Origin of the sequence: Parasulfuritortus cantonensis, from assembly GCF_004337445.1 — a bacterium.
Lineage (GTDB): Bacteria > Pseudomonadota > Gammaproteobacteria > Burkholderiales > Thiobacillaceae > Parasulfuritortus > Parasulfuritortus cantonensis.
Window position 1 is genome coordinate 1 of the sequence record NZ_SJZB01000009.1, and the last position, 14,338, is coordinate 14,338.

Annotated in this window: 13 protein-coding genes; 8 read left to right on the plus strand and 5 right to left on the minus strand. The window is 73.3% G+C overall.

Annotated features, from left to right (window positions below):
- From EZJ19_RS01730 to EZJ19_RS01765, 8 genes are all read left to right on the plus strand, one after another.
- A partial coding sequence (locus EZJ19_RS01730; protein ID WP_131444583.1) for a TonB-dependent receptor occupies positions 1-1,755 on the plus strand: 1,755 nt, incomplete at its 5' end.
- 45 nt (positions 1,756-1,800) lie between these two features.
- Positions 1,801-3,867: a TonB-dependent receptor gene (locus EZJ19_RS01735; protein ID WP_131444584.1), complete on the plus strand. Its 2,067-nt coding sequence runs from the start codon at positions 1,801-1,803 to the stop codon at positions 3,865-3,867.
- A complete protein-coding gene (locus tag EZJ19_RS01740; RefSeq protein WP_206199284.1) occupies positions 3,864-4,937 on the plus strand; it encodes an ABC transporter substrate-binding protein in 1,074 nt (357 codons plus the stop codon). The genes EZJ19_RS01735 and EZJ19_RS01740 overlap by 4 nt, the downstream gene beginning before the upstream one ends.
- Positions 4,934-5,557, plus strand: a complete 624-nt coding sequence (locus tag EZJ19_RS01745) for a MotA/TolQ/ExbB proton channel family protein (protein WP_131444585.1) — start codon at positions 4,934-4,936, stop codon at positions 5,555-5,557. Before EZJ19_RS01740 ends, EZJ19_RS01745 begins: the two co-directional genes overlap by 4 nt.
- Complete coding sequence (locus tag EZJ19_RS01750; protein ID WP_131444586.1) at positions 5,554-5,970, plus strand: ExbD/TolR family protein; 417 nt, start codon at positions 5,554-5,556, stop codon at positions 5,968-5,970. The genes EZJ19_RS01745 and EZJ19_RS01750 overlap by 4 nt, the downstream gene beginning before the upstream one ends.
- On the plus strand, positions 5,967-6,995 hold the full coding sequence (locus tag EZJ19_RS01755; protein WP_206199285.1) for a FecCD family ABC transporter permease: 1,029 nt from the start codon (positions 5,967-5,969) through the stop codon (positions 6,993-6,995). Before EZJ19_RS01750 ends, EZJ19_RS01755 begins: the two co-directional genes overlap by 4 nt.
- A 10-nt stretch (positions 6,996-7,005) precedes the next feature.
- Entirely contained in the window at positions 7,006-7,815 is an 810-nt protein-coding gene (locus tag EZJ19_RS01760; RefSeq protein WP_131444587.1) for an ABC transporter ATP-binding protein, read from the plus strand.
- Positions 7,812-8,519 carry an energy transducer TonB gene (locus EZJ19_RS01765; protein ID WP_131444588.1) on the plus strand — a complete coding sequence of 236 codons (708 nt, stop codon included), beginning with the start codon at positions 7,812-7,814 and terminating at the stop codon, positions 8,517-8,519. The genes EZJ19_RS01760 and EZJ19_RS01765 overlap by 4 nt, the downstream gene beginning before the upstream one ends.
- Before the next feature lie 8 nt (positions 8,520-8,527).
- Here EZJ19_RS01765 and EZJ19_RS01770 read toward each other — a convergent pair whose 3' ends face one another.
- From EZJ19_RS01770 to EZJ19_RS01790, 5 genes are all read right to left on the minus strand, one after another.
- Positions 8,528-8,767: a hypothetical protein gene (locus EZJ19_RS01770; RefSeq protein WP_131444589.1), complete on the minus strand. Its 240-nt coding sequence runs from the start codon at positions 8,765-8,767 to the stop codon at positions 8,528-8,530.
- Between the two features lie 73 nt (positions 8,768-8,840).
- Positions 8,841-10,193, minus strand: coding sequence for an NDP-hexose 2,3-dehydratase family protein (locus tag EZJ19_RS01775; protein WP_131444590.1), 1,353 nt, complete (start codon positions 10,191-10,193; stop codon positions 8,841-8,843).
- Between the two features lie 3 nt (positions 10,194-10,196).
- Positions 10,197-11,258, minus strand: a complete 1,062-nt coding sequence (locus tag EZJ19_RS01780) for a glycosyltransferase family 2 protein (RefSeq protein WP_131444591.1) — start codon at positions 11,256-11,258, stop codon at positions 10,197-10,199.
- Positions 11,259-11,436: 178 nt separating this feature from the next.
- Positions 11,437-12,291 (minus strand): phosphate/phosphite/phosphonate ABC transporter substrate-binding protein, encoded by an 855-nt coding sequence (gene phnD / locus EZJ19_RS01785; protein ID WP_131444592.1) that lies wholly within the window; start codon positions 12,289-12,291, stop codon positions 11,437-11,439.
- Positions 12,292-12,394: 103 nt separating this feature from the next.
- Positions 12,395-14,302: a GGDEF domain-containing protein gene (locus EZJ19_RS01790; protein ID WP_165873423.1), complete on the minus strand. Its 1,908-nt coding sequence runs from the start codon at positions 14,300-14,302 to the stop codon at positions 12,395-12,397.
- Between the last annotated feature and the right edge of the window lie 36 nt (positions 14,303-14,338).

Sequence of the window (14,338 nt, forward strand, 5' to 3'; positions counted from 1 at the left end):
ACCTACAACATGGCGGTCGACGGCATGCGTTCGTTCGACATCTACCAGCCGCTCGACGACAAGGAGCGCATCGAGGTGCTGACCGGCGCGGCCGGCTTCCTGTACGGCGTCACCTCGCCGGCCGGGATGGTCAACTTCATCACCAAGCGGCCCGGCGCCGAGCCGCTCCGCGTCGCCACCGTCGGGCTGCAGGACGAGCAGCTGTACGGCCAGCTCGACCTGGGCGGGCCGCTGCCGGGCCGCACGGACCTGGCCTACCGGGTCAACCTGGCCTACGCGGACGCCGGCGACCTGGGCGCCGAGCACCAGAGCCAGGCCCGCTTCCTGGCCTCCGGGGCGCTCGACTGGCACCTCGGCCCGGACACCGTGCTGGCCCTGGAGGCGGCACGCTCGCGGCGCAAGCTGGACTACGCCCAGGCCCTGTTCATGACCTCGGCCGCGCTCGGCATCCCGGACGCGCCGGACGCCTCAAAAAACTGGGGCGCCCCCTACACCGGCGCCACCGACACCACCACGCGCCTGGGCGCCGCCCTCGACAGCCGCCTGAACGAGGTCTTCAAGCTGCGCGCCAAGCTGCGCTACAGCGACATCGGCCGGTCCTACTTCCTGAACCGGCAGGTCTGGCAGAACGCCGACCTGGACTACAAGTGGCGGGTCGATTCGCAGTCCTTCTTCCACACCGTGGTCAAGCAGGCCGCCCTGTTCCTGGACGCCGACCTCGCCACCGGGCCGCTGCGCCACATGGTCACCGCCGGCCTCACCCGCGACGACTACGATTCCGGCAACAACGGCTACCGCGGCACCACCTATGCCACGGTGTACCCGGGCAACCTGTACGGCGAGCCGTCCTATCCCGCCTACAGCCTGCCGCCGGCCGGCACCTCGGCCGCCCAGGAGACGGTCTACTCGACCTTCCTGCTGGCCGACCGCATCGCCCTGGGCGAGCACTGGGCGGTCATGCTGGGCGGCAGCCGCGCCAGGGTCGACGACGAATACACCTCCCGCTCGGCGGCCGGCGTGGAGACGGTGCGGCGCTACGACGAGGGCCGCTTCACCCCGGCCGCCTCGCTCAGCTACACGCCGGTGCCGGTCCTGACCGCCTACGCCGCCTATACCGAATCGCTCCAGCAGGGCTTCACCGCCGGCTCGACCGCCGCCAACGCCGGCGAGGTGTTCGCGCCCTACGTCGGCAAGCAGAAGGAGGTCGGCGCCAAGGCCAGCCTGGCCGGCCTGAACCTGGCCGTGGCCTGGTTCCGCATCGACCAGGCCAACCAGTACGTCGACCCGGCCACCAACGTGGCCAGCCAGGACGGCCGCGCCGTGCACCAGGGCTGGGAATTCACCGCCACCGGCAAGGCGACCGAGCGGCTCACCCTGACCGGCGGCTTCACCGTGCTCGACGCCGAGATCGACAAGGCCGCCGCCAACGTCGGCAAGACGCCCCAGGGCGTGCCCGAACGGATGGCCCGCCTGTACGCCGAATACGACCTGCCCGGGCTGCCCGGCCTGACCCTGACCGGCGGCGTCTCCTACACCGGCAAGGTGCCCTGGGATGCCGCCAACACGCTCTACGTCGACGCCGTCACCGTGTACGACGCCGGCCTGCGCTACCGCACCCGGACGGCCGGCCACGACACCACCTGGCGCCTCAACGTCGCCAACCTGACCGGCGAGGACTACTGGACCACGCGCTCCGGGATCCTCTACCTGGGGGCGCCGCGCACCCTCAGCCTGTCGGCCAGCCTGGCCTTCTGAACCATGCCGGCCAGCCACCCCCAATCAACCTCTACAAGGAAGCAGATGACACCGAAACTGACCCTATGGCTGCCCGTCGCGGCGGCCCTGATGAGCCCGGCCCAGGCCGCCCGTGCCGAGGTGGCCGACCAGGAACTCGCCCCGGTCGTGGTCGAGGACCTGCGCACCGCCCTGCCGGCACCGGCCACGCCGGCCTACGAGCGCACCGCCGTGCCGGCCAGCGTCGCCGCCGAGCAGGAATTCAGCCACGAGGACATCCAGGCCATGCGCCCGCGCGACATCTTCGACCTCATGGAAGGTTCCCTGGGCATGAGCGTCACCCGCCAGGGCTCGCGCGTGAACAACTTCTCCAGCAACCGGGGCGGCAACGTCGGCTTCATCCTGGACGGCGTCTACCTGACCGCCACCGAGGCCCAGCGCGTGGTCGGCGACATCCCGGTCGAGATGATCGCCTCGATCAAGTTCATCCGCGACTCCTCGGTGCTCGGCATCCTGCCGGTGATGGGCTTCGGCTCCCGGGTCAGCACGCCCAGCCAGGGCGTCGTCGTGATCGACACCATCCGGCGCGACGGCGGCGACGACAGCACCCGCCTGAAGGGCAGCTACGCCAGCTACGAGACCTGGAAGGGCAACGCCAACTTCCGGCGTTCCTGGCAGGACGGCCGCCTGCAGCTGGGCGGCGGCTACCAGCACTCCGAGAGCGCCGGCAAGCCGGACTGGAACAATGGCTACCGGGCCGATACCTACATGCTCAACGGCGGCTGGAAGGACAGCGAGCTCATGGCCATGGCCTCGTTCTTCGCCAACGACGGCATGCGCGAGATCCAGCGCTACATCGGCGTGGTCGAGGGCGCCTCGGTGCCGGTCGGCACCCTGAACAGCGCGATCTGGAAATACGACCCGCGCGACACCCGGCTGTTCAGCCTCAACCTGGCCCGCTACTGGAACGACCGCCACACCACGGCGCTCACCTACGGCGCCACCAGGGTGGACGGTACCGGCTGGTTCTACAGCACCACCAGCGACCCGAGCACGGTGCCCGGGCGCGACTTCAAGGACCAGTCCAGCGACCTCAACCTGTCGCACACCATCACCGGCACGCAGAACACCTTCAAGGCCGGCGCCCAGCGGGTCGGCTACTACCAGCTGAGCGAGACCACCAGCACCGGTACGCCGCGCGAGGAGGAAATCTACGGCCTCTACCTGTCGGACGAGTACCGCATCACCCCGGCCTGGTCGGTGGATGCCAGCGCCCGGGCCGACAAGAAGCACGTCACCAAGGGCGGCGACAAGTACGGTGCCGACGGCAGCACCATCCAGCTCTCGGACGACACCTGGACGGACCGCGCCGATCTCGTCTCGGTGGGCAGCGCCTGGCAGATCGATCCGGTCTGGCGCGTCAGCGGGCGCTACGCCTACAGCCGCACGCCGGCCCCGGACACCCTCACCACGGCGGCCGACACGGAACTGCCGGCCGAGCGCCTGAGCCGCTGGGAACTGGGCCTCGACGCCAAGCTGCACCCGGCCCTGCAGGTCGGCTTCACGCCCTTCTACTACGTCGCCCGCGACGCCAAGGTGGTCGACTCCACCGTGCCCGGCATCGACGTCTACAACCCGGACACCGGCAGCTACGAGACCCTGAGCGTCTACACCACGGCCGACAAGGTCACCCGCAAGGGCTTCGAGCTGAGCCTGAAGGGCCGTTTCGCCGACGACGCCTTCGGCTACGAGCTGGGCTGGAGCCACTTCACCGACGACTCGGTGAACGCCGACTCGGGCGGCGTGGAGACCCCGAAGAACCGCTACAGCGCGCGCCTGAACTGGCGCCACGGCCCCTGGACCAGCAACCTGAGCGTGCTCAAGGTGGACGCCTACTGCCACTACTTCAAGGGCGCTTGCCTGCCGACCGGCGACTTCACCGTGGTCAACCTCAACGTCAGCCGCAAGTTCAGCCACGGCGTCACGGTCTCCCTGTTCGGCCAGAACCTGCTCGACGACCACTACTACACCCGCCACAAGACCGGCAACGGCAGCACCGTCTACACCCTCTCGGACGGCGCCATCACCGACGTCGGCGCCACCTACGGCATCGAACTGGAGGTCGCCCTGTGAACCGTACCCTGACCCGTTTCCAGCGCCGCGCCCGGGCGCTCCTGATCGCCGGCCTGCTGGCCGCGGCCCCGGCCTGGGCCGAGCGCGTCGTCACCGACATGGCCGGCCGCCAGGTCCACATCCCGGACCAGGTGCACAAGGTCTACGCGGTCGGCCACTGCGTGCCGGCGGTGGCCGCGGTGGCGCCCGACAAGCTGGCCAACAACGGCCGCCTGCCGGCCGCCGCGGCCCGCTACCTGGCGCCCGCCTTCCTGGCCGGCAAGGCCGTGCCCAAGGCCGGCATGCGCTTCTCCGACGAGGAGATACTGCGCATGGCGCCCGACCTGGTGGTCATGGAGACCATGCCCGGCGCCGCCGACCAGGCCGCCCGCCTGGAGGCCAAGCTGCGCGTGCCGGTGCTCCTGATCGACCAGGACCTGCTGCGCTTCAAGCAGACCTTCGCCTTCCTGGGCGAGGTGCTCGGCCGGCCCGAGCAGGCCCAGGCGCTGGCCGGCTTCGTCGCCACCTACATCGACCCGATCGGGTCCAAGGCGCGCATCATCCCGGTGGCCAAGCGGGTGCGCGTGTACTACGCCGAGGGCCCGGACGGCCTCTCCACCAACCCGGCCGGCTCCAGCCATACCCAGGTGCTCGACTACGTCGGCGGCATCAACGCGGCCCGGGTCGCCAACCTGCCCGACGAGGGCATGGCCAAGGTGTCGCTGGAACAGCTCTACCTGTGGCGGCCCGACCGCATCCTGGTCTGGACCCCGGCCGCCGACCAGCTGACCACCTGGCACGCGGTCGTCGACGGCCCGCTCTGGCAGCGCCTGGACGCGGTCAAGGCCGGCCGGGTCAGTCAGATCCCCTGGCTGCCCTACAGCTGGTTCGACCGGCCGCCCGGCAGCAACCGCATCCTCGGCGTGCTCTGGCTGGCCAACCTGCTCTATCCGGAGGTCTTCCCGTTCGACATGGTGGCGGTGACGCGCGAGTACTTCCGGCTCTTCTACCACGCCGACCTCTCGGCCGCCGACGCCCGCTACCTGCTCGGCCTGGCGACGCCGGCGGCGGCCGCGGAGCCGTCCCGATGAGCGGCGACTTCTCCATCCTGGCCCTCTACGGCCAGGCCACCGGCGTGGTCCAGGCCGTGGTCCTGCTACTGGTCGCCGCCTCCCTGGTGTGCTGGGCGGTGATCATCGAGAAGACCGCCCTGCTGCGCCGCCTGTACCGCCAGGCCGACGCCTTCGAACGCCAGCTCCCGGCGCCCGACGGCCTGGCCGGGCAGCTCGGCCGGGCGGGCGCTGCCGAGGCCGCCCGGCCGCGTGCCGGCGAGCCCGAGGCGGCGCGCCGCGAACGCATCGAGGGGCGCATGCGCGAGGACCTGGCCGGTACCATGATGGCCGCCGAACGGCGCCTCTCCTACCTGGCCACGACCGGCTCGGCGGCCCCCTTCGTCGGCCTGTTCGGCACCGTCTGGGGCATCATGCACGCCTTCATCGGCATCGCCGAGCGCCAGGACACCAGCCTGGCGGCGGTGGCGCCGGGCATCGCCGAGGCGCTCGCCGCCACCGCGGTCGGCCTGGTCGCCGCCATCCCGGCCGCCATCGCCTACAACAAGCTGGCCGGCGACTTCGGCCTCTACGCCCGCCGCATGCACCTGGCCATCGCCCGCCGGGCACGCCGCCTGGCCGAACCGGAGCACCCGGCATGATCGCGCGCCAGGCCGAATACGAGGCGCCGCGCCCGGTCGCCGAGATCAACGTGACGCCGTTCATCGACGTCGTCCTGGTCCTCCTGGTGGTGTTCATGATCACCGCCCCCCTGGCCATGGCCTCGGTGCCGCTCAAGCTGCCCAGCAGCGCGGCGCCGCCGGCGCGGCCCGGGCCGGCCCCGCTGGTGGTCAGCCTGACCCTGGACGGGCGCGTCTACCTGGACGGCGACGAGGTCGACATGGCCGGCCTGGCCGGGCGCATGGGCCCGCTCCTGGCCGCCGAGCCGGCGCGTCCGGTCCAGGTGCGCGCCGACGCGGCCCTGCCCTACGGCCAGGTCGCCGGGATGCTCGGCCGCCTGGGCGCCCTGGGCGCCAGCCGCCTGGCCCTGATCACCGAACGGGGGCAGCCGTGAACGGCGCCGGCCAGGGCGCCGAGCCGGCCCGGGTCGCGGCCCTGGCGCTGCTCCTGGCCGCGGTGTTCGTGGCCTCCTTCGCGGTCGGCCGCTATCCGGTGCCGCCGCTCACCGTGCTCGCCGTCCTGGCCGGCGAGCTGGCCCCCCTGGTACCGCACTGGTCGCCCGAGACCGAGGCCGTGGTGCTCGGCATCCGCCTGCCGCGCATCCTCGCCGCCATGCTGGTGGGGGCCGCCCTGTCGGTGTCCGGAGCCGCCTACCAGGGCCTGTTCCGCAACCCCATGGTGTCGCCCGGCATCCTGGGCGTGTCGGCCGGCGCCAGCCTGGGCGCGGCCCTGGCCATCCTGCTCGGCTTCGGCATGCCCGGCATCCAGGCCATGGCCTTCCTGTTCGGCCTCGCCGCGGTGGCGGCGACCTGGGCGATCGGCGCCGGCCTGGCCAAGCGCTCCGACCCGGTCCTGGTCATGGTCCTCGCCGGGGTGATCGTCGGCACCCTGTTCACCGCCTTCGTCTCCCTGGTCAAGTTCGTCGCCGACCCCAACAACACCCTGCCCACCATCACCTTCTGGCTGATGGGCAGCCTGGCCTCGGTGGACCTCGCCGACGCCGGCCTGGCCGCCGTGCCGGTGCTGGGCGGCAGCCTGGTCCTGCTGGCCCTGGGCTGGACCCTCAACGTGCTGTCCTTCGGCGACGAGGAGGCGCGCGCCCTCGGCCTCGCCACCGGGCGCCTGCGCTTCACGGTGATCCTGTGCGCCACCCTGGTCACCGCGGCGGCGGTGGCGATCAGCGGCATCATCGGCCTGGTCGGCCTGATCGTGCCGCACCTGGCGCGCATGCTGGTGGGCCCGGACCACCGCATCCTGCTGCCGGTCTCGGCCCTGCTCGGCGCCGCCTTCCTGCTCGCCGTGGACGACCTGGCGCGCTCCCTGTTCGAGGCCGAGGTGCCGCTCGGCATCGTCACCTCGATCCTCGGGGCGCCGTTCTTCCTGTACCTGCTGGCGCGCAGCCGGCGCGGCTGGAACTGAGGGGGCGGCCATGCTGGAACTCGACCGTCTCGGCTGTGGCTACCGCGGCCGCAGCGTGCTGCGGGACATCTCGTTCGAACTCGTGGCCGGCGAGCTGCTCTGCCTGCTCGGCCCCAACGGGGTCGGCAAGACCACCCTGTTCAAGACCATCCTGGGCCTGCTGCCGGCCCAGGGCGGTAGCATCCGCCTGGCCGGCGAGCCGATCGTGCGCTGGTCGCGCCGGCGCTTCGCCCGCCACGTCGGCTACGTGCCCCAGGCCCACACGCCGCCGTTCCCGTTCCGGGTCCGCGACGTCGTCGCCATGGGCCGCTGCGCCCACCTGGGCAGCTTCGCCGCGCCCGGGGCGCACGACCGGGCCCTGGCCGAGGCGGCTCTCGACAGCCTGGGCATCGCCGGCCTGGCCGGCGCCGACTACACCCGGATCAGCGGCGGCGAACGCCAGCTGGTGCTGATCGCGCGCGCCCTGGCCCAGCAGCCGCACATCCTGGTGATGGACGAGCCGACCGCCAACCTGGACTACGGCAACCAGCTCAAGGTCATGGCCCACGTGCGCGACATCGCGGCGCGCGGCGGCATGGGCGTCATCCTGACCACCCACCATCCCGACCACGCCCTGCTCTACGGCAGCCGGGCCCTGGTCCTCGACCGCGCCAAGCGCTACGCCGTGGGCACGCCGGCCGAGGTGATCACCGAGGCCTATCTGCAGGACACCTATGGCGTTAGCACGGAGATCCACGACATCACCCGGCGCAACGGCCTGCAGAGCCGCCTGTGCGTGCCCGCCTGGGGTGCGCCGGCAACGGCGGGGAGGCGGGCGTGACCCGGCCGCCGCCGTTCGGGCGCGCCCTGGCCGGCTCCGTGCTGCTGCACGGCCTGGCCCTGGCCGCGGCGGTGCTGGTCCCGGTGCCGGCTGTGCCGGCGCCGGAACCGGTGCAGCCGATCGAGGTGTCGCTGGGGGTCGCCCCGGCGCCGCTGCCGGTACCTCGGCCGGCCGCGACGCCGCGTCCGCAGCCCCGCCGGGTGGCCGCCGCGCCGGCCCGCGCCACGCCGCCCCCGGTGCCGGCAGCCAGCCCGGCGCCAGCCAACACCCCGGAGCCCGAGCCGGAGCCGGCCGCGGCCAGTCCGACACCGGCCGCGGCGCCGCCGGCCGCGGCCCCCGCGCCGGCGGCTTTGGCCAGCCTGGCGGCGGCCGAGGCGGCCCCGCCCGGGCCGCCCGCCGGCGCCGAACCGGCGCGCGCCGGGACCGGCCGCGTGGACAGCCTGCCCTACGTCGTCTACGGCCCGGCGCCGGCCTATCCGGCCGCCGCGCGCGAGGCCGGCCGCCTGGGCAAGGTCAGGGTGCGGGTGCTGATCTCGGACCTGGGCACCGTGCAGGAGACCCGGATCGTCACCGGCTCGGGTACCGCCAGCCTGGACGAGGCGGCGCTCGCCGCCCTGCGCCAGTGGCGCTTCCGCCCGGCCCTGCGCGACGGCCAAGCGGTGCCCGCCTGGGTGGTGGTGCCGGTGCTGTTCAAGCTGCGCTGAGCGCCTGCTCAGCCGGCCGGGGCGATGACCCGGGCCAGTTCCTCGGTGGCGGCGGCGATCGCCGCGTAGTTCGCGTCGGCGGCCAGATCCTCGCCGGCGCGGCCTTCGGCGGCACGGTCCAGCCAGGCGCGCGCCTGCACGAGGGCGTGGCCGGCTTCCTGTTCGGCCTGGGCGAGCAGGCTGGCGCTGCCCAGTTTGCGGGCGCCGAGCAGGCGCCGGGTGGCGTTTTCGATTCCGCGGGTCTTCATGTCGTGTCCTTTCGTGGCGGCGGCCGGAGGTGGCCGTCCTGCGGGACACAGGCAAAGTTCGCGCCAGGCCGGCCTAGACCCAGGCGAGCAGGAGCGACAGGGCGCTGCGCATCTCGTTGTTGAGCAGGCCGCGCCGGCGGCTCAGGCGCCGCAGAACGGCCAGGCTGGCCCAGACCCCGGCGTCGGCGAAGCCCGCGGCCGTCTCGGCCGGCAATTCGACGATCTCGTAGCGCGCCACCGAGGCCATGAAGCGGCCGCCCTCGTCGGATTGCATGACGCTGGCGTGGACGACGGCGCCGGCGCCGGCGAGCGCGGCCAGGAGGCCGTCCGGGTTGGCGTGGCCGCAGCCGCTCACGTAGGACGGCGCGAACTGGGCGCCTTCGCGGAGGCCGAATTCGAAGCTGACGTTGAGCAGGAAGCGCAGGACGCCGGCGTGCCGGGCGCAGACGAGGACGATGCGCCCGGGCGCCCGGCTGGCCACCAGCGGCTGGCACCAGTACTCGACCTCGCGGCCCTCGGCATGCACGGCATAGGCCTGCACCACCTGGTCCGCGGCGGCCCCGGCCGGGGCGATCTCCCAGTCGTCGACGCGCCAGCCCGGCAGCGCGTCGAGGGCGACCGGGGCCAGGCGCACGGCCTGTGCCCGGCGCGCCGCGTCGAGGCGGGCGCAGGCGTCGGCGTAGCCGGCCTCGGCGGCCGGCTCGGCGGCCGAATCGAGCAACTGCTCGCCCAGGCCGCCGCGGCCGCGCCAGCGCGCGAACGGCGGGCCGGCTTCCGGCGCGCCGAGCAGGCCCCAGTCGGCACTGCATATCACCGAGCGGGCATCCGTGTTGACGACGTAGTCGCCGTGCAGCGCGGCGCGCAGTTCGCGGTGGCCGAACCAGCGCCAGAGGCCGCCGTCCGGGGTCGGGAAGGCGCCGTCCACCTCGACCACGACGTTGCGGTTGTACTTGCCGCAGAAACGGTCGCCCTGCTCGGACTGCTCGACGTCGGTGAGGACGTGCCAGGCAGCGGGGCTGCCGGTGAACAGCTCCAGCATCCGGGTCGGGCTGCCGCCATGGACGCGCATGTAGTTGCTGCGGGTCGCCTGCACGCTGGGGCCGACCTGGGTGCCGCCGACGTTGCCGGGTTCGGCCTTGGCCTGGAGCAGCCACTCCCAGCCCGCCGGGCCGCGGCGCACCACGAAGCCGAGGATGCCGACCTCGGGCTGGTCGATCATGGCCAGGTCGAGCCCGGCCAGGTGGGCCGGCCCGACCTCGCAATGGCAGCCGACGATGGTGAAGAAACGGCCGCTGCGGTGGCGCAGGCGGCCGCCCTCGAAATGCCAGTCGGCGCAGGCGGAGAACGGTATCCGCTGGATCTCGAGGGTGCCCTGGCGGCGGCGCTCCGCGATCCAGTCGGCGATGGCGGTGTCTGGGCTGGGCATGGTTCAGGCGCGGTCGCGCAGGGCGGTGCGGAGGAAGTCGACCAGGCGGGCGAGCGGCGGCGGGGCGAGGTCGGTCTCGCCGGTGCGCATCTTCAGGGTCTTGCGCATGCGCCGGCCCTTCTCGACGCCGGTCAGGATGCAGTACAGGCCGTAGGCGTCGAGGCCGGTCAGGAAATAGAGGCGCGCGCTGGCCCGGTTGAGGAGGCCGCGGGCGAGCCAGGCCGAGACCTGGTTGCCCGGTTCGGCCAGGCTCAGGCGCATGCGCCGGCCGGGCGCCCCGGGATCGTCGAGCAGGCCGCGCAGGCAGTCCTCCAGGCCGGGCCGTCCGGCCGGGTCCTCGATGGCCCGCAGGACCGCCTCCTGGGCGTGCGCCGGCGTCTCGTAGCGCCGTTCCGGGCGTCGCCAATGGTTCTCGAACTTGATGCAGGTGACAGCCTCGGCCTCGGCCAGGCGGGCGCCGCGGCGCCCGGCCCGGATGGCCCAGTCGTGGATCGGGGTGCGGAAGAGGTCGCGCGAGCGCCGCCACGGCCCGACCCGGCGGGCCAGGTCGGTGCGCACGACCCAGGCGCTGACCGGCTCGATGTAGTGCAGGCCGGTCCGGAACATGGCCGTGAAGCTGCGTGGCCGCGGCGACAGGCTGGCGAACGGCGGCAGGACGTCCGGCGCCTCGGCGTCGTCCCACACCCAGGCCGAGCGGCCGACGAAGAAGTCGGCCCCGGTCGCCTCGAGCTGCCGGATGGCGACCGCCAGGTGGTCGGGCAGCCAGAGGTCGTCGTGGTTCAGGAAGGCGATGAAGTCCGAATCGGCCAGCGCCATCGCCGCCGAGTTGGGCAGGGCCTGTTCGCCGCAGCGCCAGGGCAGGTTCGCGTAGGCGATCCGGCGGTCGCCCAGGAACGGCGCCAGGGCGGCGCCGGTGGCGTCGCCGCAGGCATCGCCGACGACGACCAGGCGCCAGTCCGGGCAGGTCTGCGCGCGTACCGAGCGGAGGGCGCAAACGAGGGCGTCGGGGCGCCCGTAGGTGGCGACGACCACCGTGACTCGGGGGCGGTCGGGAACGGTCGGCATGGCTCGTTTCGCTGCGGGTTGAAGACGCGCCACCCGGGCGCCGCCGACTGACGGGCCGTTCTCTTGCCGGGGTGGCAGTCCGGCATGATACGCCAATCCGCGGCCCGGCCGGGCGCGCGCCCGGGTTACCGAAATGTCGTTTCGGCGCCGCGATCGTACCTTCCGGTACGGGCCGCCGTCAGTGCAGGCTGGCGCGCGCGGGCGCCGGTCCGGGCGTCCGCACGCCGCCGTGCAGGTGGTCGAGCATCGACGGCGCCAGGCGCGCCTCGAGTACGCTCTCCATCCAGATGCGCACCCGGTCGACGTCGGCGTCCACCGCCGGGATGAACGACTCGGCCCGGAACACCGCCAGGGCGGCCGGGTCGCGTAGGTCGAGGAAGGCCAGGCGCAGGGCCTCGCGGACGTCCGGGGCCAGGCCCTCGCGGAAGGTCCACATGTATTCCGGGATGGGCGCCGACTCGGCCAGCAGGCGCACGGCGCCGGCCTCGACCCGGCCTTCCCGGAGCAGGCGCTGGTAGACCGGCAGCGACAGGCCGCCGGCGTGCGCCTTGCCGGCGGCGACGGCGTCCACGACGGCGTCGTGGGCACCCAGGTGGCGGCGCACGTAGTCGCGCTCGGCCGACAGGCCGGCCGCCAGGAGCATGTGCCGGGGCACCCAGGAGCCGGAGGTCGAGACCAGGTCGCCGAAGGCGATCTCGCGGCCGCGCAGGTCTTCGAGGACCTGGGCCGGGCTCTGCGCCGGGACGATGATGGCGGCCCGGAAGGTGGGCCCGGTGCTGCCGCCGTGGCTGGGCCGGGCGAACGGTTCCAGGCGGGCGTGCCGGCTTTGCAGGATGTAGGTGACCGGCCCCAGGTAGGCGAGGTCCAGTTCGCCCCGGCGCAGGGCCTCGCCGGTGGCGACGTAGCTGGCCCCGACGACCAGTTGCACCGGCCGCCCGAGGCGCTGCTCCAGGTAGGCACGCAGGGGTTCGTTGAGGCGTTCGACCACGGGCCGGGACTCGCCCGGGAGGATGCCGCATCGGATCGTCTTCATGGTGGTTGGGCGGGCGCGGCGGCGCCCGGGTCTCGGCAATGGAATCAGGATTGACTGGAGCAAATGCCGTTCCAGCCCCGCGCCCGGCGGGACCGCCGCCCGTTTAGGCGGGTGTGCGGGACAGGGCGACGACGCGGTCGCGGCCGGCCTTCTTGGCCGCGTACAGGGCCTGGTCGGCGCGCGCGCTGAGGGCCTCGGCGTCGCGGTCGCCGGCGGCCAGGCAGGCGACGCCGACGCTGACCGTGACGACCAGGTGGGCCGGGTTCGCGCCGTACCGGCGCGCGCGCACCGCCGCGGCGATGCGTTCGCCCAGCCGGATGGCCTCCTGGATCGGCGTACACGGGGCGACCACGCAGAATTCCTCGCCGCCGAACCGGAATACCACGTCGTCCTTGCGGCAGTTGTGCTGGAGCAGTTGCGCCACCTGGCTCAGCACGACGTCGCCGGTGTCGTGGCCGTGCCGGTCGTTGACCGTCTTGAAGTGGTCGATGTCGAGCATCAGGCAGGACAGCGGGGCGCCGCTGTGGCTGGCGTAGGACCATTCCTGGCGCAGGCGGTCGAGGCCGTAGCGGCGGTTGTACAGGCGGGTGAGCGGATCGGTCAGGGCCTCCTGGAGCAGGCGGCGGTTGCTGCGCGCCCATTCCGCCGAGGAACGGATGACCGTTTCGCGTTCCGTGCGCACGGCGCTTTGCAGGGTGACCACGCGCTGGGCGGCGTTGAGCCTGGCCAGGAGGGCGGCCTCCGTATGCCCGACGGTCAGGTAGTCGGCCGCCCCGGCCAGCATCAGGGCGGCCACGCCGGCCTCCGCCTCGGCCGGGATGACGGCGATGCAGTGGGTCTGGCGGCCGCCGTTCACCGCGCACAGCGCGCGCACCCGGCGGGCGGCGTCGGCGCCGCAGTCGGGCAACTGCACCATGACGATGTCGGCGCCGCGCTCGCCGAGCAGGCCGGTCGCGGCGGCCGGATCGGCCACGCTGTCCACCTGCAGGCCCAGGCCGGTCAGGGTCGCCAGCATCGCCTGGCAGCCGTCCGCCTGGAAGCCGACCAGGATCAGGCGCATGGGCAGTACCGGCAGGGCCGCGGCGTGCTCCCCGGCGAGGTCGGCGGGCGCCATGAGCAGGCGTTTCAGGTCGCTGAAGTCGCGCGCCGGCAGCTGCAGCTCGCGGCCCCACTCCTGCCAGCGCGTCAGGACGTCGTCCACCAGGCTGGGGACCTCGGTGTCCTCGAGGCCGAGCTGGGCGGCGGCGTGGTAGAGGGAGGGCAGGCGTTCCCAGCGCTGCGCGGCGTCGAGGTCGAGCAGCATGCCGACCTTGGCGGCGAAATGCAGCGCGTTGGTCAGGGCCTGGACCCGGGAGCCGGCCGGGTAGGGGGCGTCGCCCGGCTGCTCGTGGTAGCGCACGGCCTGGTGGAATATCTCCGGCAGGCCCCAGTCCTCCAGCAGTTCCGACGACAGGGTGGCATGGTCGAGGCCGAAGCGGTCCGTCTCGGCGGCGCGCAGCGCGCCGGCGTCCAGGCCGGCCGCCAGCAGCTCGCCGTATTCGGCCGGGAACACGGTGGCCAGGGCCAGGCGGCCGATCCCGGACAGCAGGCCGCAGGTGAAGCTCTCGTCGGGCGGGCACTGGGCCTGGACGGCGACCTGCTGGGCGGCGATGGCGGTGGCCAGCGAGCGGGTCCAGTAGCCCATGTAGTCGAACTGCCGGCAGGCGCCGCTGCGGTAGTGGTCGACCAGCGAGAAGCCGAGCGCGATCTGGCGTACCCGGAAGATGCCCAGGAAGACGATGGCGTGGTTCAGGGAGGCGATGTGGCGCAGGCTGCCGCCATGGGCCGCGTTGGCGTAGCGGAGCAGGCGCCCGGCCATGGCCGGATCGGTCTGGACCAGGTGGGTCAGGGTCTTGACGTCGGTGTCGTTGCGCTGGGTGAGTTCCAGGACGGCCAGCGCGACGCCGCGCGGCGAAGGCAACATGCCTCCGGCCTTCAGCGCAGCAAAATTCTGCTTGGCGTCGTCGGTCATCGCCTTCCCTGTCTGTCCGGGTGGCCCGTGCGCCGG